16 protein-coding genes, 1 pseudogene and 1 riboswitch are annotated in these 20,399 nt (G+C 62.7%); of the genes and pseudogenes, 6 read left to right on the top strand and 11 right to left on the bottom strand.

Annotated features, from left to right (window positions below; all coding sequences use genetic code 11):
- Positions 1-56: 56 nt before the first annotated feature.
- The 5 genes from HU752_RS05715 to HU752_RS05695 all read right to left on the bottom strand — a co-directional run bounded on the left by HU752_RS05715 (position 57) and on the right by HU752_RS05695 (position 9,614).
- Positions 57-2,789, bottom strand: coding sequence for a winged helix-turn-helix domain-containing protein (locus tag HU752_RS05715; RefSeq protein ID WP_186681203.1), 2,733 nt, complete (start codon positions 2,787-2,789; stop codon positions 57-59).
- Positions 2,790-2,995: 206 nt separating this feature from the next.
- Positions 2,996-4,360, bottom strand: coding sequence for a DUF1329 domain-containing protein (locus HU752_RS05710; RefSeq protein ID WP_186681205.1), 1,365 nt, complete (start codon positions 4,358-4,360; stop codon positions 2,996-2,998).
- Positions 4,361-4,389: 29 nt separating this feature from the next.
- Positions 4,390-6,264 (bottom strand): DUF1302 domain-containing protein, encoded by a 1,875-nt coding sequence (locus HU752_RS05705; protein ID WP_186681207.1) that lies wholly within the window; start codon positions 6,262-6,264, stop codon positions 4,390-4,392.
- Positions 6,265-6,598: 334 nt separating this feature from the next.
- Positions 6,599-8,281, bottom strand: a complete 1,683-nt coding sequence (locus tag HU752_RS05700; protein ID WP_186681209.1) for a fatty acid--CoA ligase — start codon at positions 8,279-8,281, stop codon at positions 6,599-6,601.
- A gap of 148 nt (positions 8,282-8,429) precedes the next feature.
- A complete protein-coding gene (locus tag HU752_RS05695) occupies positions 8,430-9,614 on the bottom strand; it encodes an MFS transporter (protein ID WP_186681211.1) in 1,185 nt (394 codons plus the stop codon).
- Positions 9,615-9,718: 104 nt separating this feature from the next.
- On the opposite strand from HU752_RS05695, the gene HU752_RS05690 reads away from it, so the two are divergent.
- The gene (locus HU752_RS05690; protein ID WP_186681213.1) at positions 9,719-10,492 is read left to right on the top strand and encodes an AraC family transcriptional regulator; all 774 of its coding nucleotides are present in this window, start codon (positions 9,719-9,721) and stop codon (positions 10,490-10,492) included.
- On the opposite strand, the gene HU752_RS05685 is transcribed toward HU752_RS05690, so the two are convergent.
- Together HU752_RS05685 and HU752_RS05680 are read right to left on the bottom strand one after the other, a co-directional pair.
- Complete coding sequence (locus tag HU752_RS05685) at positions 10,479-11,552, bottom strand: hypothetical protein (protein ID WP_186681215.1); 1,074 nt, start codon at positions 11,550-11,552, stop codon at positions 10,479-10,481. The genes HU752_RS05690 and HU752_RS05685 overlap by 14 nt on opposite strands.
- A gap of 143 nt (positions 11,553-11,695) precedes the next feature.
- The gene (locus HU752_RS05680) at positions 11,696-12,325 is read right to left on the bottom strand and encodes a LysE family translocator (RefSeq protein ID WP_186681241.1); all 630 of its coding nucleotides are present in this window, start codon (positions 12,323-12,325) and stop codon (positions 11,696-11,698) included.
- Between the two features lie 92 nt (positions 12,326-12,417).
- Here HU752_RS05680 and HU752_RS05675 point away from each other — a divergent pair, with 92 nt between their 5' ends.
- From HU752_RS05675 to HU752_RS05665, 3 genes are all read left to right on the top strand, one after another.
- Positions 12,418-13,383, top strand: a complete 966-nt coding sequence (locus HU752_RS05675) for a 2-hydroxyacid dehydrogenase (protein ID WP_186681217.1) — start codon at positions 12,418-12,420, stop codon at positions 13,381-13,383.
- 33 nt (positions 13,384-13,416) lie between these two features.
- The gene (locus tag HU752_RS05670) at positions 13,417-14,415 is read left to right on the top strand and encodes a methyltransferase (RefSeq protein ID WP_186681219.1); all 999 of its coding nucleotides are present in this window, start codon (positions 13,417-13,419) and stop codon (positions 14,413-14,415) included.
- 40 nt (positions 14,416-14,455) lie between these two features.
- A riboswitch (yybP-ykoY riboswitch) is annotated at positions 14,456-14,577 on the top strand.
- 87 nt (positions 14,578-14,664) lie between these two features.
- The gene (locus tag HU752_RS05665; protein WP_186681220.1) at positions 14,665-15,249 is read left to right on the top strand and encodes a TMEM165/GDT1 family protein; all 585 of its coding nucleotides are present in this window, start codon (positions 14,665-14,667) and stop codon (positions 15,247-15,249) included.
- A gap of 227 nt (positions 15,250-15,476) precedes the next feature.
- On the opposite strand, the gene HU752_RS05660 is transcribed toward HU752_RS05665, so the two are convergent.
- Positions 15,477-16,295 carry a M48 family metallopeptidase gene (locus HU752_RS05660; protein ID WP_186681222.1) on the bottom strand — a complete coding sequence of 273 codons (819 nt, stop codon included), beginning with the start codon at positions 16,293-16,295 and terminating at the stop codon, positions 15,477-15,479.
- 211 nt (positions 16,296-16,506) lie between these two features.
- On the opposite strand from HU752_RS05660, the pseudogene HU752_RS32060 reads away from it, so the two are divergent.
- Together HU752_RS32060 and HU752_RS32055 are read left to right on the top strand one after the other, a co-directional pair.
- Positions 16,507-17,850: pseudogene (locus tag HU752_RS32060) on the top strand (methyl-accepting chemotaxis protein); the annotation flags it as partial.
- A 15-nt stretch (positions 17,851-17,865) separates the two neighbouring features.
- On the top strand, positions 17,866-18,708 hold the full coding sequence (locus HU752_RS32055) for a methyl-accepting chemotaxis protein (RefSeq protein ID WP_437182357.1): 843 nt from the start codon (positions 17,866-17,868) through the stop codon (positions 18,706-18,708).
- 491 nt (positions 18,709-19,199) lie between these two features.
- Here the strand turns inward: HU752_RS32055 and HU752_RS05650 are convergent, their stop codons facing one another.
- The 3 genes from HU752_RS05650 to HU752_RS05640 are packed head-to-tail and all read right to left on the bottom strand — an operon-like array spanning position 19,200 to position 20,324.
- Entirely contained in the window at positions 19,200-19,820 is a 621-nt protein-coding gene (locus HU752_RS05650; protein ID WP_186686167.1) for an SOS response-associated peptidase, read from the bottom strand.
- A 48-nt stretch (positions 19,821-19,868) separates the two neighbouring features.
- Positions 19,869-20,129, bottom strand: coding sequence for a putative signal transducing protein (locus HU752_RS05645; RefSeq protein WP_186686169.1), 261 nt, complete (start codon positions 20,127-20,129; stop codon positions 19,869-19,871).
- Positions 20,130-20,141: 12 nt separating this feature from the next.
- A complete protein-coding gene (locus HU752_RS05640) occupies positions 20,142-20,324 on the bottom strand; it encodes a CPXCG motif-containing cysteine-rich protein (RefSeq protein ID WP_186686172.1) in 183 nt (60 codons plus the stop codon).
- Positions 20,325-20,399 lie beyond the last annotated feature (75 nt).

Below are 20,399 nucleotides of genomic sequence, written 5' to 3'. Positions count from 1 at the left end.
GCCACCCCTTGGCCGGGGTTTACGCTTGGAACGGTGGGATACGACGCAGTTCCAACTCAGCGTGACTCGCCGAGCAGGCCCAGCTCCTGCGCCCGAGCCACCGCCTGGGTGCGTCGCTCCACGCCGAGCTTGCTGTTGATGTGGCTGGCGTGGGTCTTCACGGTGTGCAACGAGATGAACAACTGGTCGCTGATTTCCTGGTTCGAGCAGCCTTGGGCGATCAGTTGCAGGACCGCCAGTTCGCGAACGCTCAGTTGCTCGCCGGGAGGCAGCGGTTCGCGTGCCACCGGCGCCGGCAACAGCGCCAGCAGGCTATGGCGCAGGGGGGTATCCGGCCCCGATAGCAACTGCTCGCGCATCCACTCCGGATGGTGGGCGCTCAAGGCCTGGAAGGGCAGCAGGGCACCACCGGTGCCCGCCTCCACTGCCCGGGCGAACAGCGAGCGGGCCTCGCCCTCCCGCGACTCGGCGAGAGCCAGCAGGATCTGCTGGTTCCAGGCCAGGATGCTGAGCAGTTGCCCACCACTGGCCTGCCCCTGCGCCACCAGCCGCCCCAGGCGCTGGCGGGCCGCCTCGGGCCGGCCCTGGCTGACGTCGAGCTGCGCCTGCTGCAACTCGATGTGTGCCGGCAACTGTGGATGAAACTCCGGCGCTGCCGCCGGCTGTTCTCCATTGTAGGTCTGCCCCAGGCGACCGAGCCAGGCGTCGGCCAGGTCCACCCGGCCCTGCGCCAGCCACAGCTCGCATTTGACCAGGGTGATCATCGCCAGGTAGTAGATCGGCGGCACATCCCAGATATGCATCAGTCGCTCGGCTTCGGCCAGTTCGGCAAAGGCCCTGGCGAAATCACCGGCGCGGCCTTCCTGATTGGCGATCACGCAGTAGCCGATCAGCACACTGATGTCGCGACAGGCCCGCGCTTCATGCAGTCCCGCCAGAAGGCGCAGGCGCGCCTCCTCCGGCTGCAGGCGCAGGCTCAGCAGATACCCCTCGTACATCGTCAGCCGTGCCCGGGCCGCATACAGTCGCTGGGGCGACAGCCCCTGCAGGCGCTGCAAGCCCTGCTGAACCTCGACCAGCGCCCGCTGGATCTCGCCACGGGCCTGCAGCACCCGCGCCCGGTCGTAATGGGCCAATGCCTCGAACAACGGGTTGCCGACCCGCTGGGCCAGCTCCAGCGACTCGCGGTTCAGGCTGCGGGCGCGCCACAGGTCACCCTCGGAAATCGCCAGGTTGGACAGCGTCGACAGGCACAACAGACGCTGGCCATAACGCTTGTGCGGCAGGCTGAGCAGGGCTTCGCCGCAATAGGCCAGGGTCCGCTCACGGTCGCCGCGACCGCGGGCGATGATGCCGCTCAGGGCCAGCCACTGGGCCAGCATGGACTTCTGCGCCGTGGCCGAGGGTGCCGGCAGGAAGTTGCTCAGGTTGCTGGCCAGTTCCTCTGCGGCATCCAGTTGGCAGGCCAGCCCCAGGGCCCAGGCATACAGCACGATCAGCCGCGGCGAACTGATCAGCAGGCTGTCGGGCAGGTCCATTTTCCAGCGCAGCAGCATGCCGACGTTCTGCTCGGCCAGCAGTTGCTCTTCGGAAAGGTTCTGTACGAGGTTGGCCGCCACGTCCAGATGACCGGCGCGCAACGCCTGCTCCACCGCCTCATCGAGCAGCCCCTGGGCGCTGAACCAGCGACAGGCGCGCAGGTGCTGGGTAGCGGGTGGCACCAGGGTGTTGGTGGCGGGCCGGCTGCGCAGCAGGTCGGAGAACAGGTGGTGATAGCGAAACCAGTGGCCGTGCTCGTCCAGCGGCACGAGGAACACCTGGTGCGACTGCAGGTAATCGAGAATCTGCCCGCTGTCATGGGACTCACGGATCGCATCGCACAGCTCGCGGCAAAACCGCTCCTGCGGCGCGGTGTCATACAGAAACGCCTGGACATGCGGCGGCAGGAAGTCGAGCACCTCCTCCAGCAGGTAATCGCGGATCAGGCCTTCGCCGCCGTGCAGGACCTGGGGCAGTTCCTCATCGTTGGCCTGTGCCGCCAGCAGCCAGAAGCGCAATCCGGCAACCCAGCCCTCGCTGCGCTCGATCAGGGTCTGCAGGGCATCACCGCTCAATGAATTGCGGTGTCGGTCGAACAGGGTCATGCACTCGCCGGCGGTCAGTCGCAGGTCCTGCTCGTTGAGTTCCAGCAGTTGTCGCGACAGGCGCAGGCGCGCCAGGTGCCACTCCGGCCGCTGGCGGCTGGTGACCAGCACCAGCAACCCCGGTGGCAGATGGTTGAGGAAGAACTGCAGGCAGCGGTCCAGCACCGGCCCCTGGGCCAAGTGGTAGTCATCGAGCACCAGCAGCAGCGGGGTGTTGCTCGACAACTGCAGCGCCAACTCATCGAGCAGCCCGTCCAGCCATTCCTCGAAGGCAAACGGCTGGTGGCGCTGGCGCATCTTCAACAGGCCCAGCGCTCGACCGCCCAGTTGCGGGAAATATTGCTGCAAGCCTTCGAGCAGGCGTTCCAGGAAACGTCCCGGATCACTGTCGCGCGGGCTGAGCCCCAGCCACAGGCTTTGCCAGTGCCCGGGCAGGCTCTGGCAGAACTCCACCGCCAGTGAACTCTTGCCGAAGCCAGCCGGGGCACTGATCAGCAGCAGACGTCCCTGCAGGCCGGCCGCCAGCCGTTCGCACAGGCGCGGGCGCAGCACATGCCCCTCGGGCAACGGCGGTCGGTAGAAACGTCCTTCCAGTACGGGTATGGCCGCCCCCATGGGGCCAGGCATACGAAACAGGTCAGTCATGGCCGGCTCTTGTCAAAGGCTGTTATCGGCAAGGCACATCAACGCAGACTAGCGGGAATTGTCAGCGCACTGAAGGTTTTTTTAGCGCAAATGTGTCGAAATGCCTTCATCTTGAAATATCTAGCCATAGTTTTTCCGGACAAAAAAACGCCCCGAACCAGTCGGGGCGTTCTGACAGAGGATGCGCCTCTGCCTTGCAACAAACCTCAGCGAACGCCGTCCTGACGCAAGGCGGCGGGAGTGAAATCGCTGGTATTGGCGGTGAAACCGAAGTCGTACGCCTGTTTCTCCTCGTTCTTCATGCCCAGTGCCAGGTAACGGCCGGACTGCAGGTCATAGAGGGTTTCCAGGGCATACCACGGCACCTGCTTGTCGTAGTAGTTCTCGGCATGCGCCTCGGCCACGCGCCACAGCTGACCACGACCGTCGTAGTGGTCGATCACGGCTGCCTGCCAGGTGTCCTCGTCGATGTAGAAGTCACGCTTGGCGTAGATGTGGCGCTGGCCTTCCTTCAGGGTCGCGACCACATGCCAGACCCGGCGCAGCTCGTAGCGAGCCAGGTCCTGGTTGATGTGGCCGGCCTTGATGATGTCGGCGTACTTGAGCTTCGGATCGTCGAGCCGGTAGCTGTCGGAGGCGATATACATCTCCTTCTTGCCTTCGAGCTTCCAGTCGTAGCGATCCGGCGCGCCGTTGTACATGTCGAGGTTGTCGGAGGTCCGCAGGCCGTCAGCCGCGGTACCCGGGCCGTCATAGGAAACCTGCGGGGCACGCCGCACGCGACGCTGGCCGGCGTTGTAGACCCACGCCGAACGCGGCTCCTTGACCTGGTCGAGGGTTTCATGGACCAGCAGCACGCCACCGGCCAGGCGCGCCGGCGCGGTCACTTTCTGCTTGAAGTAGAACAGGATGTTGCCGGGGTTGGCCGGATCGTAGTCCTTCATCTTGTCGCGGAACACGAACTGGTCCTGGAAATACACCAGGCTGAACGAACCGTTGGCCTGTGGCGTGGCCTGGGTCACCAGGCGGGTCACGCTGCCGCCGCGATAGCGGGTGATGTGGTTCCAGATCACTTCCACGCCGCTTTTCGGAATCGGGAACGGGACCGCCGTCTTGAAGTTTTCCAGGCCGTTGCCGCCACTGACCAGATTGGTCCTGGTGGCGTTTTCCTTGATCGCGGCAAACACGTCATCCGGCACGGTGGCACCGCGATGGGACGGATACACCGGCATCTTGAAGGTATCCGGATAGCGCTTGATCATCGCGTACTGGCCTGGCGCCAACTGGTTCTTGTACTGCTCGACGTTCTGCGCGGTGATGATGAACAGCGGCTTTTCGCTGGCATACGGGTCGGAGAGGAAACCCTTGCTGTCCGCGCTGCCGATGTTCTTCGGCATCGGTTTCCAGGCAGGAATGGTACCGGCCGCGTTGCCGGCCATTTCCGCGCCCATCGGGGTCAGGCTGCTGCCCAGCTTGGCCGCTTCGTCAGCCGACACCGCGGCCATCACGCTGCTCGCCAGCAGGGACAGCCCGAGTACGCCGACCTGCAACAGATTCTTGGTCATCTTCATCTTCTTGTTCTTCCTGAAATACAGCCTGCTTAGAAGTTCACACCGACGCTCAGCGCCACGAAGTCACGGTCATCCACCGTGCTGTAGTCGCCACCGAAGAAGTTGGTGTAGGCCAGGCTCGCGGTGTAGGTGTTCTGGTATTCGGCATCGAGGCCCAGGCTGACGGCCTTGCGACCTTCCTCGAAGTTGCCGCCAGGGCCTGGCGAATAGCCTTTCACGTCGTGGGACCAGGCCACGTTCGGCTTGAGGTTCACGCCAGCGAAGACATCCGGATATTCCCAGATGGCCCGGGCGCGATAGCCCCAGGAGGTGGCGGTGGTGAAGCCGTCGTTGTTGCAGTTCTCGGTACGGTTGCTGCCATCCGCGCCTGGACCAGCGCCCAGAATCGTACCGGCGTTGAGCGTTGCACAAAGTGCCCCTGCGCCCGGACCAAATACCGGGTCACGTCCATAACGCGCCTTGGAACTGCTCTCCAGACCACCAACATGGGTAACCCCTACTTCACCGACCAGAGTCAGGCGACTGGCGCCCATGACCTGATCAAAAAAGTGCGTGAACGTTGTCTGGAATTGAGTGATCTCCTTGCGGCGATAGCCATGCAAATCGGTGCCGGCAGTGCCCTTGAGCGGAGATGCCGCCCCCAGCCCAATCAACGGCGTGACACCCGCATAAAGAATGTCGGTCGTGTTGAGCTGCACCGGTGCGTTTGGCCTGTAGCTCAGTTCACCGCTCCAGGCCGTTCCGGTAGGCAGAGTCGTGGAAAAGCTCAAACCATAGAGTCGAATGTCTTCGGGATACTCGACAAAGTAGCTGGAGTTGCCCGCGACAATCAGAGGACGCAAGCTAGCGGCAGGAGTCAGCGTCAACGCGTTAGCCGCGGCAAAAGTCGCTGCCGACGCACCTGTGGCACTGAAAATCGGCGCACGACTATGATAATTCATGAAATAGGCGCCGAACTCGGTATCCAGCGGCTCGAAGTTGTAATGGAACGCTACACCGAATTGACCACTGTCCCGAGCATCACGGTCAGCACCGCGTTTGACCAGAACCCCCTCTTCGTTGACGTTGACCCCGAACCCTGCCAGCAGCGGCAGTGCACCAGGCTGAGTCGCGAGAAACGAACGCTTGCTCAGTAACCTGAGATTGTCCGAGCAGCCATCAGAGATCACATCCGGCTGCGAGAAAAACGTCCCGCAGTTATCCGTCACCGTCTGGTCCCATTCCAACTGGTAGAACGCCTCGGCCGACAGGTTATCGGTCAGGGTCTGGGACACATAGAACATGTTGACCGGGATCAGGCCTTCCTTGATCTCGGCGCCTGGACGTCGGAAAGCCGACACGTCGATCGGGTTGATGGAGTTGATGCCACCGCCGATGAAGGTGCTCTCACCCCAGCTCACCACCTGCTTGCCGAAACGCACCGAACCCGGCTGATCGGCAATCGAGTAGTTGTGGTACACGAACGCATCGAGAATCTGCCCACCGGACGACTTGGCGCCTTCCTTGCGATTGTCGTTGCTGACGTTCTTGAATCTCAGGTCCTCGTCTTCCAGCTTGAAGTCGTACCAGTACTTGCCGCGCACGAACACACCGGTGTCGCCGTACTTCAGCTCCAGGTCATGAATACCCTTGAAGATTTTCGAAAAGGTATCCCCGGCCTTGAAGTTCAGGTGCCCGTCGTCGGAGGTTTGCGACAGGCCCTTGCCGCCGTTGTTGACGCCAATCAGGTTCTTGTTCGGGTTCTGGGTCGACCAGCTGGCGCCCAGCGACAGCGACGAATCGAAGCTGCCTTCGATTTCACCGATGTTGAAACTGACGCCGAAGGCGGGACCGGCAAGCGTAGAGGCGAGACTGACGGCCAAGGGCAGTTTTGCCCGGCGCCAGAACGGGTTTACTGAGATCATCGACGCTACTCCATGTGCTTTATTGTTATGGCAGTGAGCACTTTCAAGAACGCCCCGGGCACACGGAAAACCTGCTTCCCTGTCTCGTTCGAGGTGGCACGCTCATAGCGCGTGCCTGCTCCGTTATTGAAAATCCCTGGACGGACTATAGCCAGCGGGTAGTACTGCTTGATCCCTCTAAAGTGTGATTTGCAGTCGGCAACCACTCTGGCACAGCCCTTTGCCCCGCCTCGCCACCATTGGCGAGGCAAGCATGGCCGAAAAAAATCATTTGGCAAGGCAAGCGCTTGCTTGGTGGGGGTTGCCACGCCCTCGCGGGCGCGGCGAGGCAGGGTTACAAGGTGGAAAGGAAGGCGCTGTTGCTTTCCTGCCATTCGACGATGTCGAGGCGGATACGCTTCTTGTCGAGCTTGCCGACGCTGGTCTTGGGAATTTCAGTAACAACGGCAATCTGGCTCGGAATCGCCCACTTGCTCAGGTGGCCCAGCTCGACGAACGGCTTGAGGTGTTCCTTGAGCTCCCTCGCGTCGATCTGCTGACCTTCACGCACCACCAGCAGGGCAAACGGACGCTCGCCCCACTGCGGGTCGGCAATGCCCACCACTGCTACTTCGCGTACCGCCGGATGGCGGCTGACCAGGTCCTCCAGGGCCAGGGACGAGACCCATTCGCCACCGGTCTTGATCACGTCCTTGATCCGGTCACGAATGTCGATCACGCCCATGCTGTCCAGGGTCGCGACGTCCCCGGTGTGCTGCCAGCCACCGGCCCAGAGCTGGGCCCCCTTTTCCGGCTCGTTGAAATAGCCCTCGCTCAACCACGGCGCCCGCAGTACCAGCTCGCCCTGGCTCTCGCCATCGGCCGGCAGGAAATTGCCTTCATCGTCGATGATCGCCGCCTCGACCAGCGGCCCGGGCACACCGGCCTTGATCCGGTAGGTGGTGCGCTCGTCCTCGCTGCCGGCCATCAGCTCTTCGTTGAGATGCGCACAGGACACTAGCGGCCCGGTTTCCGACATGCCGTAGGCGGCTGTCAGCTGGATGCCACGGCTCTTGGCGGTTTCGTACAGTGTGCGGTTCAGCGCGCTGCCGCCGATGACCATCTTCCAGCCCTTGAAGTCGGTGCCTTGCGCTGCCTTGGCGTTGAGCACCATCTGCAGGATGGTCGGTACGCAGTGGGAGAAACTGACCTTCTCCCTGCGCCACAGCTCCACCAGGTACTCCGGGTCGTAGCGGCCAGGGTAAACCTGCTTGAGCCCAAGCATCGTCGCCACATAGGGCAGGCCCCAGGCGTGCACGTGGAACATCGGCGTGATCGGCATGTACACATCGTTGGTACCCAGCAGGCGTACACTGTCGACGCTGCCCATGACCGTCGCCACGCCCATGGTGTGCAGCACCAGTTGCCGGTGGCTGAAATACACGCCCTTGGGGTTGCCGGTGGTACCGGTGGTGTAGAAGGTGGTCGCGACGGAGTTCTCGTCGAAATCATGGAAGTCGTAGACCGGGCTCGCCGCCGCCAGCAGTTGCTCGTACTCGCCGACCAGGTTCGGCAGCTCGGCCGTGGTCGCGTCGGTATCGGTGAGCAGCAGGGTCTTCTCCACGGTGGTCAACTGCCCGGCAATCGCCTGGTACAGCCCGACGAACTCGCTGTTGACCAGCACGAAGCGGTCATCGGCGTGGTTCATGGTGTAGAGGATCTGCTCCGGCGACAGGCGCACGTTGATCGTATGGATCACCGCACCGAGCATCGGAATGGCGAACATGCACTCCAGGTAGCGATGGCTGTCCCAGTCCATCACCGCCACGGTATCGCCGGCCTTGACGCCAGCGGCGGTCAGCACGTTGGCCAGGCGGGCGACCCGCTCGGCCAGGGTGGGATAGTTGTAGCGCACCTTGTCGCGATAGACGATTTCGCGGGTCTTCTCGTAGCGGCTGCCGGACATCAGCAACCGCTTGATCAGCAACGGGTATCGATAAGCCCCTTCGGCGGGCGGAATTACGCGTGTCTGCAACATGGAGTTCCCTTTCTCTGACTGCACGGTCGTGGCTAAAGATAGGCACTCTAGAGACGTCGCGCACTCTCTAAATCACCCAAAGGGATGATTTGCAGACGGACGCGAATAATGGCAATAAGACACTATTCGCGTCGCAGCATTCCCCAGCTCAGGCCGCCTGCCCCGCTGGCAGCTGGGCCGGGGTCCTGGGAAACACCAGCGCGGCGATGAAGGTCAGCGCGCCAAACCCCGCCAGGACCAGGTACAACCCGGCAAAACCCTGGCGCGGCTCGATGTAGGCGATCAACGGAATCGCCGTGGCGCTGGCCCCGAAGGACAGGCAGTAGCGCAAGGCGAACACCCGTGCCTGCCACTGCGGGGCGACGAAATTGGCGACCATCGCGTCGTTCACCGTGACCTGGCCGAACACCACGAACATCAATGCCGCGCCCAGGACCATCACCGCCACGCCATCGACATGGGCCAGCCCGAACAACATCGGCGCCTGGCACAGGGTCAACAGCACGAAGGGCCACTTGAGGCTGACACGGTCGATCACCCGGCCGATGCTCAACTGCGCGACCGCACCGAAGGCATAGGCCAGGCTGACCACTAGGCCGAGGGCCTGCGGCGAGGCGAACAGGTCATGCAGACGCTCCTGGAACAGCTTCGGGTAGGTCATCGTGGTGGCGTTGAACACCACTCCGCCGGTGGCGGTGACCAGGGCCAGTACGCTGAATACCATGACCATCGAGATCTGCCGGCCATTCTCACCCTTGGGCCGGACATGGGCAGTCACCGGGATCGGCTCCTCGCGCACCTGCAAGGCAAATCCCACGCCCAGCAGGATCGAGATCACCCCGGGCAGGATGAACGCGGCGCGCCAGCCGAAGTGCGCCACCAGCAGTCCGGTGACCAACGCCGAAAACGCCACGCCAAGGTTGCCCCACATGCCGTTGATGCCGATTTCCCGGCCGCGGTTGCGCGCGTAGCTGACCAGCATCGCCGTGCCCACCGGATGATAGATCGCGGCGAAAATGCCGATCAGCGTCAGCCCCAGGGTCAACATCGGCGCCGTGCTGGCAAGGCCGGTGAACACCGCGGCCGCACCGATGCCGAAGAAGAACAGCAGCATCATGCTGCGCCGGCTCCAGCGATCGCCCAGCCAGCCCGCCGGCAGCGAACAGGCGCCAAAGGCAATGAAGCCGCCGAGGGAAAGGCCAATCATCTGGGCGAAGTCGAGACCGAAGGCCTCGCCCATGCCCAGTACGGCAGCGGGAAAGATCAGCATGAACATGTGGTCGATCACATGGGCGGCATTGATATAGCGGATCACGTTTCTGGCTTGGTGCATGGCGGCACGCCTCACGAAAGTCGGGGGAGCCCTATGCTAGGTTGGCAACAAAACGCATTTCTGCCATATAAGTCATCAAACCGGACAGACTGGGCCCATCGCACATGTTGATCAGCCACTTCCTCCACGGCCCCGTCAGCGCCTACCCACGGGACTACCCCGACGGTGCCCACCAGGAACTGCACCGACATGCCGAGGCGCAGTTGCTGTATGCCGCGTGTGGCGTGATGCGCCTGGTGACCAGCCAGGGGGCGTGGGTCATCCCGCCGACCCGGGCGGTATGGATTCCACCGCAGGTGGAGCATGAGATTTTCATGAGCGGCGAGGTGCGGATGCGTTCGCTGTTCGTCGCCGCCGAACTGTCGCCGGCCAACCTGCAGAACTGCTGCGTACTGGCGGTGACGCCGCTGCTGCGTGAATTGATCATGAGGGCGGTCCAGGGACCAGAGCAGGCCGGCAATCCGTTGATCCAGCAACTGATGCTGGAAGAACTCGCCACCCTGGAGAACCTGCCGCTGCACATCCCGATGCCCAGCGACCGGCGGCTGCAACGCATCTGCCTGGCACTGCTACAGACCCCGACCCATCCCAATACCCTGGAAGACTGGGCGCTGCAGGTCGGTGCCAGCACCCGGACCCTGGCCCGGTTGTTCCAGCAGCAGGTGCAGATGAACTTCAACACCTGGCGCCAGCAGTTGCGCCTGATGGAAGCCCTGCCCCGGCTGCTGGCCGGAGACAGCGTGCAACAGGTGGCCAAGGCCACCGGCTACGGCAGTGCGCGAGCGTTCAGCTCGATGTTCCGGCGACTGCTGGGGGAGAACCCGCGCGAATATGTCGCCAACCTGAACCAGTTCAATGAAATGATCAGGATCGGGTAGAGCCTACTTGCGAGAAGTGTTCTTGCGAATATTCACGCCATTGTTTTCCTGCTGCAACGCATGATGGCTTAGGCAGTCCCTGCGGCCACCCATCCGAATCAACGGAGTGTGCAGCGAGTCGAATCTCTTTCAAGCCTTTTTCCCACCAGACAGCACGGCAGGCATCGGCATAGTGCGAAGTGGACAATACACTGCCGTAGAGCAGGTCACGCCCCACCTTGTGAAGAGCTACAGGTGTGCGTATAAGGTCAATTTTGATTCTTGCTCTTGATAGAAAGCCTGGAACGCATTTGTACACAGGCACTTCTTTCGACAATCCAGGTAGCTCTTCCCGATAGTGCTCGCCATATTGCTCAAAGAAAACCTTGTGCATCGCATGGAAAAACTTCTTGTCTGAGTAGTAGTGGTAAATCTGTCGCCGAGTCTGTCCTATCCGCTTGCCATGCATCACCCATGACAAGGCTATCTGTTCAAGCGTATGCAGATCCTTGACATGCCTGGACCAGCTATCGATCAACTTGATGGACTCGGTCATCAAGCCGACATCCCTGTCCATCAGGCCACAGACACCACTGTTGAACAGCCTCCATCCGGCTGGAGTCGGTGAGTTACTGGCTTGCAGATGCTGAGACAGCGCCAGAAACTGAGAACGCCTCTTCACCTCGTCCCACGAAAACTCGAATTCATCGACCCAGTAATGCTCCGGCTTGATACGACGAATCAACGGGAGGGGATCAACCAGGAACAGGGTATCCGTATCGACAAACAGTGTTTTTTCTGCAAGTTCAAGGCCTGCGGCAATCGCGCAGGCCTTGCGCCGGTGATAATAACCATCAACGCCCTGCCACTCTTGCAGCAACTCGGCACTCAACGGCACTGTATCCACAGGCCAGCCAAGAAAGTCATCAGGGTTGTCGGTGAACACCCGGATAACAAGTTCTCCAGGAGTTTTACACTTCGCAAGTGCCGACAGAATGCTGAACTTTGCTTCTCGACGATATACGTCCTGCCCACCGTATACCAGGTAAAGAAGCTGCTCGGGTCGTTTCTTGAGTACCATCAGTTAATCCAGTTCAAAATCCAGTTGAGTGATTGGGCATCTGGCCGCAAAGGATCGATAAAAAGCCGCGCATCATACGTTCAAAGCCCATCAGCCGTGAACAGCCGATATGCCGCAGGGAAAATACGCCGACAGTGGGTAGCTCAGTGCATCTCGCTGAACGCCAGCTTCACGCCGATGGCGATCAGCACCGCGCCCATGGTCCGGTCGAACCAGTGGCCCATGCGGGCGAAGCCGGCGCGCACCCGTGGCTGGCTGAACAACCGCGCCACCAGGCAGAACCACAACGCGGTGGCCGCGGCCAGGTAGATGCCATAGCCGGCCTGGATCGCCAGCGGCGTGTGGGGATTGATCACCACGGTGAACAACGACAGGAAGAACAGCGTCGCCTTGGGATTCAGGCCATTGGTCACGAAGCCCGCCGTGTAGGCCCCGCGGGCCGTACGCTCGCCCGCCTGCTTGGCCAGCTGCTCCGAGGCCGGCGCCGCCGGCCTGGCGCGAATCGCCTTGAAGCCGATGTACAGCAGATAGGCCGCCGCCAGCCATTTCAGCACGTTGAACAGGACGATCGACTGCGACACGATCAGGCCGATGCCCAGCAGCGAATATCCGACATGCAGGAAGATCGCGCTGCCCACTCCCAATGCGGTCCAGGTGCCGGCACGCCGGCCATGGGTCACGCTCTCGCGCACCACCACGGCAAAGTCGGGGCCCGGGCTGGCCACCGCCAGCAGGTGAATCAGCGCAACGGTCAAGAATTCGGTCAGGTACATGGACACGCCCGTGGACTCCTCGGTAACTGGGTAGGTCATCTGTTAGGCTGGCTACCTTACGCGTTCACCCGACAGCACAAAAGGTACAGTTGATGAGCCACCCTCGCCGCGCGGTATTTCTCGATCATCCCTCCCTGGACCTCGGCGACCTCGACCTCGAACCCTTGCGCGCCTGCTTCGACGAGTTGCGCCTGTGCAGCCGGACCACAGCGCAGAACCTGCTCGAACACCTGGCCGGTGCCACTGTCGCCATCACCAACAAGGTGCCGCTGGACGCCGCGACGCTGGCTGCCTGCCCCGAGTTGAAACTGATCCTGGTCTCTGCCACCGGTACCAATAACGTCGACCTGGTTGCCGCCCGGGCGCAGGGTATCACCGTCAGCAACTGCCAGGCCTATGGTACCCCGTCGGTAGCCCAGCATACGTTGATGTTGCTGCTGGCCCTGGCGACCCGCCTGAACGATTACCAGAAGGCCGTGGGCGAGGGCCGCTGGCAGCAGGCGACACAGTTCTGCCTGCTGGACTTCCCGATCGTCGAACTGCAGGGCAAGACGCTCGGCCTGCTCGGTCATGGCGAACTGGGCGGGGCGGTGGCGAAGCTGGCCGAAGCCTTCGGCATGCGCGTGCTGCTGGGGCAGATTCCCGGACGACCACAGCGAGACGACCGCATCCCGCTGGCACAGTTGCTGCCGCAGGTCGACGCCCTGACGCTGCACTGCCCCCTGAACGAACACACCCGCCATTTTATCGGTGTCGCCGAGTTGGCCCTGCTCAAGCCGGGAGCCTTCGTGGTCAACACCGCCCGCGGCGGCCTGATCGACGAGCAGGCGCTGGCCGACGCCCTGCGCAACGGTCATCTCGGTGGCGCGGCGACCGACGTTCTCAGCGTCGAGCCACCGCGTGCCGACAACCCGCTGCTGGCCGGCGACATTCCGCGATTGATCGTCACCCCGCACAACGCCTGGGGCAGCCGCGAAGCCCGGCAACGCATCGTCGGCCAACTGGCGGAAAATGCCCTGGGCTTTTTCGCCGGGGCAGCGCTACGGGTCGTCAATTGATAGACTGCCGGACTTTTTTTCAGGGAGCAGACCATGGATCCGCGCAGTGAAGTACTGCTTCGTCAGGCCGAATATTTCCAGGGCAACCTGCTGCTGGTCGGTCTGCCCGCCGACGACCTGCTCGGCCACTTGCCCAACGCCCGCGGCTGGTGCTGGCACGCCGGCGACCAGGCGGCCCTGGAGGCACGTTTCGCCGGGCGCAGCCACTTTGGCGTGAATCCGCCGGAGGCAGCGTTCGACGCCGCCGTGGTGTTCCTGCCCAAGTCCCGCGAACTGGCCGACTACCTGCTCAATGCCGTCGCCTCGCGGCTGCCCGGCGGCGAGGTTTTCCTGGTCGGTGAAAAACGCGGCGGCATCGAAGGCGCGGCCAAAAAGCTGTCGACACTCGGCAAGCCACGCAAGCTCGACAGCGCCCGGCATTGCCAGCTGTGGCAGGTTGGTGTCGCCGAGGCACCACAGGCCAAACCGCTGGAGAGCCTCGCCAGGCACTACCAGTTGGAACTGGCCGATGGTCCCCTGACGGTGGTCAGCCTGCCCGGCGTGTTCAGCCATGGTCGCCTGGACCGGGGCACCGCCCTGCTGCTCGAACACCTGGACAACCTGCCCGGCGGTCCCCTGCTCGACTTCGGCTGCGGTGCCGGTGTCCTCGGCGCGGCGGTGAAGCGTCGTTACCCGGACAACCCCGTGGTCATGCTCGACGTCGACGCCTTCGCCGCCGCCAGCAGTCGCCTGACCCTGGCTGCCAACGGTCTGGAAGGTGAGGTGCTGACGGGGGACGGAATCGATGCCGCGCCCCTGGGATTGAGCACGATCCTGAGCAACCCGCCGTTCCATACCGGGGTTCATACCGATTACCAGGCCAGCGAGAACCTGCTGAAAAAATCGGCCAAACATCTGCGAAACGGCGGCGAACTTCGCCTCGTGGCGAACAGCTTCCTACGCTACCAACCGCTGATCGAGGAGTACCTGGGCAACTGCGTGACACGGGCCGAAGGCGACGGTTTCCGAATCTACAGTGCCAGGCGCGGCTGAAAAATAAACGCTTGCGCAATGGATTTTGCCTAGGCAGAATCCGCTCCGTCCTAGGGGAGTAGTCTCCCACGAGCGCCACGCTCGTCCGGCATGCGTCAACATACTTGGTCCTCAGACCATGGCGCATGCGACCCACGGTTCGCACAGACGAACCCGGGGTTTGACAAGACCTATGACACGCACACCTTACCCGGGGCGGGAAGGCTGTACGTGTCATAGCCGTGTCGACCCGCCCCTTAGGAAAACCTGATGCTGGATTCTCTTCTCGTTCCCACCGCAATCGTTGCCTTGGCCGAAATCGGCGACAAGACGCAATTGCTCGCGCTCATCCTGGCAGCTCGTTTTCGCAAACCCTGGCCGATCATCGCCGGTATCGTCGCCGCGACCCTGGCCAACCACGCGGCAGCCGGCGCGGTAGGTGCCTGGTTCGGCAGTTTCTTCTCGGATGCGGTGTTGCACTGGGTGCTGGCCGCGAGCTTCACCGCCACCGCACTGTGGACCCTGGTGCCAGACAAGATGGACGATGACGAAGCCAGCACCAGCCGCAAGTTCGGCCCGTTCCTGACCACGCTGATCGCGTTCTTCCTGGCGGAGATCGGCGACAAGACCCAGGTCGCCACGGTCATGCTGGCGGCCCAGTATCCGGAACTGTGGCTGGTGATCATCGGCACCACCCTGGGCATGCTGATTGCCAACGTACCGGTGGTGCTGGCCGGCAACTTCGCCGCCGACAAGCTGCCGCTGACCCTGATTCGCCGCCTGGCCGCCTCGGCGTTCTTCATCCTGGCGATCGTCGCGGTGTACAAGGCAATGCAGAGCAGCGGCTGGATCTGAAGACGATGCCCTCCCCCTGCTGGATGACCAGACCAGGGGAGAGGGTTTATGTGGCGAGCGGGCTTGCCCGTGCTGGGCTGCCAAGCAGCCCTGAACCTGGCCTACCCGTACGATCGGAAAGAACGAGGCAGCAGGTTTGCGACTGCTACGCAGCCGAGCGCGGGCAAGCCCGCTCGCCACAGGTACTGCTCAACCACGAGTACTGCTCAACCCCGGGAACATGATTCTCAGGACTTGCGGGCCTGCTGGTACAGCGGCATGACCTTGGGAATCGCCGCCTGCAGCGAAGCAATCCGGCTGCTGGAGGCCGGGTGAGTGCTCATGAACTCCGGCGGCGCGCCTTCAGAGGCCTTGCTCATCTTGTTCCAGAGGGTAATGGCCGCGTTCGGGTTGTAACCGGCGCGAGCCGCCAACTCCAGGCCAATCAGGTCGGCTTCGTTCTCGTTCTCCCGGCTGTTGGGCAGGGTCATGCCGTAGTTCGCCACGGTATCGGCCAGCGCCAGGCTGTCCTGGGTCAGACCGAACAAGGCACCCGCCCCCTGCTTGGCCATCTGGATGCCATAGGCCTTGGACATCGCTTCGCGGCCGTGCTCGCGCAGGGCGTGGGCGATCTCATGCCCCATCACCGCGGCGATTTCGTCATCGGTCAGCTTGAGCTGGTCGATCAACCCGCTATAAAAGATGATCTTGCCGCCGGGACCGCAGTTGGCGTTGAGCTCATCGCTCTTGATCAGGTTGACCTCCCACTGCCACTGCGCCGAGTCCGGGCGGAAATTCGGCGCCTGGGCGATCAGCCGATTGGCGATGGCCTGGACCCGCTTGGCATTGGCACTGGTCTTGTCCAGCACGCCCGATCCCTTCGCCTCACCCAGCGTCTTCTGATACGACTGGGCATACATCTGATCGACTTCCTGACTCGACAACATGCTGAACATATATTGTTGGCGCTGAACGCCAACGGCACCGCCGTTGGTGGTATTGACCGCCTGGCACCCGGCCAGCAGCATTCCCGTTGTCAACGCACACAAAACCAATCGTTTAGTCATGAACACTCTCCCTGAAAACTGCCGGCTATCCTAGGCGGTGATTTGTATCGACGCCAGATACAAAACTTCTGTCGTTCCGGATTTCAGACGAGCTTCAACATTTGTAGGAAAAAATTCACGACTCATTGCTCGGCGCGGCTGGCAGGGCCTGGAGACTTATTCATTTACGACATGGGCGCACTCAAAACGGTCATTTCCAGCCACGCCCCTCATGCCCGAACAAATCCTTGCCGATACAACCGGACAGACGTCATCTCCCGCGTCCGGAGCTCCCATGAAATTCAAGTCGATCCAGTTTTCCGTCGCGGCCCTGGCCGGCGCGATCGTCCTCAGCGTGGTTGCCGCCCTGGTGATCTATGCCCTGGTGTCCGGGGCCAAGACCCAGGAGATGGTGCAGCAACGCACGCAGGAGCAGTTCGAGCAGGTGATCGAACAACGGCTCAATGCCCTGGCCCGAACCCAGGTCAGCCAGATCCAGCGCGAGCTCGAGGCACCCCTCCTGATCGCATCCGGGCTGGTGCATGTCAACGCCCTGCTCGGCACCACGGACGCCGACGGCAAACCGGTCCTGAGTATCAGCCGTGAACAGTTGATCAGCCTGATCAAGGAAAACGTCGAGCAGAACCCGAAGGTGCTCGGCGCCTACATTGGCTGGGAAAAGAACGCCCTGGATCACAACGACGCAGCCTATGCCGACAATGCCAAGGCCGGTGCGGCCAAGGACGGGCGTTTCCTGCCCTGGTGGTTCCGCAATGACGATGGCAGCCTGGGCTTCTCGACCCTGGTCGACGTCGACGACCAGAAGGTGCTCTCCACCGGCGTGCGCGCCAGCGAGTACTACCTGTGTTCCAAGGAAACCCGCAAGACCTGCGTGATCGACCCGGCCCCCTACAAGGTCGGCGACAAGATGGTGATGCTCGCCTCCTTCATCCAGCCGATCATGCTCGGCGGCGCATTCCAGGGCATCGTCGGCGCCGACCTGTCGGTGAACTTCATCCAGGACATGCTGCTGGCGGCCAACCAGAAGCTCTACAACGGCGTCGGCAACATGGCCCTGGTCGGCACCAACGGACGCCTGGTGGCGTACACCAAGGACCCGAGCAAGTTCGGCGAGAAGGTCAGCGACATTCTCGATGCCGACAAGGTCGCCACCCTGGGCAAGCTCAACCGTGGCGAAGTGACCTACAACGTCGACAAGAGCAAGGGCCTGATCGAACTCTACCTGCCCTTCGGCATCGGCCAGAGCGATGCGCGCTGGACCCTGATGATGCAGTTGCCGCTGAACGCGGTGATGGCCGACCTGCACAAGCTCCAGGGCGACCTCGACGAACAGCGCAAGGCCGACGTATTCGGCATGGCCGTGGTCGGCCTGGTCATTGCCGCAATCGGCCTGCTGGTGATCTGGCTGGTCGGCCACGGTATCGCCCGGCCGCTGCGGCAGATGGTGGCGATGCTCGACGACATCGCCCAGGGTGAAGGCGACCTGACCCGCCGCCTGAGCAGCGACCGCGCCGACGAACTGGGCTCGATCGCCAAGGGCTTCAATACCTTCCTGGTGAAACTGCAGGCGATGATCACCCAGGTGGTGACATCAGTGCAGAGCGTCAGCGACTCCTCGGAGCACACCGCCGACATCGCGATCCGCACCAACCTCGGCGTGCACAAGCAAATGGCCGAGATCGACCAGGTTGCCACCGCCGTGCAGGAAATGACCGCCACCGCCCAGGACGTGGCCCGCAACGCCACCCAGGCCGCACAGGCTGCCAGCCACGCCGACATGGCCGCCAGCGACGGCATGCGCATCGTGCGTGACACCTCCACCGCCATCGGCGACCTGGCCGTGGAAATCGGCCGCGCCGTGGGCGTGGTGCAGACCCTGGCCAAGGACAGCGAGAACATCAACGCGATCCTCACCGCGATTCGTGGCATTGCCGAGCAGACCAACCTGCTGGCGCTCAACGCGGCGATCGAGGCGGCCCGGGCCGGCGAACAGGGGCGCGGTTTTGCCGTGGTGGCCGACGAGGTACGCAACCTGGCACAGAAGACCCAGCAGGCCACCGAGGAAATCCAGTCGATGATCCAGCAGTTGCAGCAGGGCACTCGCGAAGTGGTCAAGGTCATGGAGGACAGCCAGCACAAGACCGACGAAAGCGTGCAACATGCGGCCAAGGCCGCCCAGGCCCTGGAAACCATCACCCAGGCGGTGTCGGTGATCAACGACATGAACACCCAGATCGCCAGCGCCGCCGAGGAACAGAGTGCGGTGGCCGACGACATCAACCGCAACGTGATCAACATCGGCCAGGTGGCGAACGAGGTCGCCGGCGGTGCCGACGAGTCGAGCACGGCCAGCGCGCAACTGACCAAGCTGGCGGAGCAGCAGCGCCGGCTGATCAATCAGTTCAAGGTCTGATACCACCCGGTGTGATGACTTGAACTAAACCTGCTGGTGAACCGATCGTTCCCACGCTCTGCGTGGGAATGCTCCCTGGACGCTCGGCGTCCGCTCTTGTGACGCACAGCGTCACAGGCTGCGTGCCCACGCGGAGCGTGGGAACGATCATCAAAGGTCTGATACCACCCGGTGTGATGACTTGCACTAAACCTGCTGGTGAACCGATCGTTCCCACGCTCTGCGTGGGAATGCCCCCTGGACGCTCGGCGCCCGCTCTTGTGACGCACAGCGTCACGGGCTGCGTGCCCACGCGGAGCGTGGGAACGATCATCAAAGGTCTGATACCACCCGGTGTGATGACTTGCACTAAACCTGCTGGTGAACCGATCGTTCCCACGCTCTGCGTGGGAATGCCCCCTGGACGCTCGGCGTCCTCTCTTGTGACGCACAGCGTCACGGGCTGCGTGCCCACGCGGAGCGTGGGAACGATCATCAACGAGTGCAGGGCCTCAACCCGGCGTCAGGCACTCCGGCGCATTGAGCTTCGGATCATTCACCAGGTTGGCCAGCAGACGCTCGCGCAACGGCATCTGTGGACTCGCCAGCAACCCCTGCAACACGTGCAGCGGGGTGTCTTCGGCCAACCAGGCGGCCTGCCCGGCCTCGTCGAGGATCAGCGGGCGACGCTGGCTGGCCGCCGCTTGCGTGACCACTGCGGTACTCAGCCAGACCTGCTCCTGCACCGGGTAGGCCTCCCAGACCGCCGCGAAGAACAGGCTCGAGCCCTCGGCCGGCGTCAGCCAGTACGGACGCTTGCGCTGGGTGCCACGCCACTCGTAGAAACCGTTGGCCGGCAACAGGCAACGCCGCTCGCGAAACGCCTGGCGAAACATCGGCTGCTCGGCCAGGGTTTCGGCCCGCGCATGCGCCGGTGTGCGCGACAGGTCGGTCAGCCAGGCCGGAGTCAGCCCCCAGCGGGCACGGGCCAGTTCACGCTGGCCGGCATGGGCGCGCAGGATCAGTACCGAATCGTTGGGCGAAATATTCCACTGCGCCCGCTGATCAGCGGGAAAACCGGGCAGTGCCGCAAAGGCGGGGTTCCAGCGAAACAGGGCAAAACGTCCACACATGGGGCAATACGACTCGTTCTGTAAACTCGATCAAGGGCCTGGAGGCTGCTAGCAGAGCAGCACGCCGGCAACGTGCTCCGGCTCGTCGCCAGGCAAGGGCAATGCGGCATTGTACGCGGCGATCAGCTCTCGTGCGTACTGCGCCTGGTCGTTCTCGACCGCCAGGGCCAGCAGGCCGAACACCGGCAACTCGCCGGCGCCGCCCAGCAGGTCGCGCCCGACCAAGTGCGCCTCGATACCTTCGCTGGCGAGCATGCCCTGCAGCAGCTCGCCCTCCATCAGGTTCTCCGGTTCATAGATGCGCTGCATAGACACGCCCCATCACTCGTTTTCCGTGTGCACGTCGAGCATCCACTCCTGACCGTCGGTCTGCAGGGTGAACACGATCGGTCGACAACACACCGGACAGTCCTCGATATAGGTCTGGTCGCCGCCGGAAAGATCCAGCACGGCCTCGGACTCTTCACCACAGTAGGGGCATGAGTAGTACTCAGTTTCCAGCATCGCGGCCTCCGAAGGTGACTTGTGCGTATAATTGCCGGTCTATTTGCAAGGCCGATTTTTGTCCGAGCCTTATTT

It is taken from the genome of Pseudomonas vanderleydeniana, assembly GCF_014268755.2.
GTDB classification, from domain to species: Bacteria; Pseudomonadota; Gammaproteobacteria; order Pseudomonadales; family Pseudomonadaceae; genus Aquipseudomonas; species Aquipseudomonas vanderleydeniana.
The sequence above is the reverse complement of the archived record's forward strand: the minus strand, read 5'-3'. Positions and strand labels throughout refer to the sequence as shown.

Bases quoted from the DNA above. Each gene is read 5' to 3' on its own strand.
- HU752_RS05715 (WP_186681203.1), bottom strand. From the start codon at position 2,789: ATGACTGACCTGTTTCGTATGCCTGGCCCCATGGGGGCGGCCATACCC.
- HU752_RS05710 (WP_186681205.1), bottom strand. From the start codon at position 4,360: ATGAAGATGACCAAGAATCTGTTGCAGGTCGGCGTACTCGGGCTGTCC.
- HU752_RS05705 (WP_186681207.1), bottom strand. From the start codon at position 6,264: ATGATCTCAGTAAACCCGTTCTGGCGCCGGGCAAAACTGCCCTTGGCC.
- HU752_RS05700 (WP_186681209.1), bottom strand. From the start codon at position 8,281: ATGTTGCAGACACGCGTAATTCCGCCCGCCGAAGGGGCTTATCGATAC.
- HU752_RS05695 (WP_186681211.1), bottom strand. From the start codon at position 9,614: ATGCACCAAGCCAGAAACGTGATCCGCTATATCAATGCCGCCCATGTG.
- HU752_RS05690 (WP_186681213.1), top strand. From the start codon at position 9,719: ATGTTGATCAGCCACTTCCTCCACGGCCCCGTCAGCGCCTACCCACGG.
- HU752_RS05685 (WP_186681215.1), bottom strand. From the start codon at position 11,552: ATGGTACTCAAGAAACGACCCGAGCAGCTTCTTTACCTGGTATACGGT.
- HU752_RS05680 (WP_186681241.1), bottom strand. From the start codon at position 12,325: ATGTACCTGACCGAATTCTTGACCGTTGCGCTGATTCACCTGCTGGCG.
- HU752_RS05675 (WP_186681217.1), top strand. From the start codon at position 12,418: ATGAGCCACCCTCGCCGCGCGGTATTTCTCGATCATCCCTCCCTGGAC.
- HU752_RS05670 (WP_186681219.1), top strand. From the start codon at position 13,417: ATGGATCCGCGCAGTGAAGTACTGCTTCGTCAGGCCGAATATTTCCAG.
- HU752_RS05665 (WP_186681220.1), top strand. From the start codon at position 14,665: ATGCTGGATTCTCTTCTCGTTCCCACCGCAATCGTTGCCTTGGCCGAA.
- HU752_RS05660 (WP_186681222.1), bottom strand. From the start codon at position 16,295: ATGACTAAACGATTGGTTTTGTGTGCGTTGACAACGGGAATGCTGCTG.
- HU752_RS32055 (WP_437182357.1), top strand. From the start codon at position 17,866: ATGATCACCCAGGTGGTGACATCAGTGCAGAGCGTCAGCGACTCCTCG.
- HU752_RS05650 (WP_186686167.1), bottom strand. From the start codon at position 19,820: ATGTGTGGACGTTTTGCCCTGTTTCGCTGGAACCCCGCCTTTGCGGCA.
- HU752_RS05645 (WP_186686169.1), bottom strand. From the start codon at position 20,129: ATGCAGCGCATCTATGAACCGGAGAACCTGATGGAGGGCGAGCTGCTG.
- HU752_RS05640 (WP_186686172.1), bottom strand. From the start codon at position 20,324: ATGCTGGAAACTGAGTACTACTCATGCCCCTACTGTGGTGAAGAGTCC.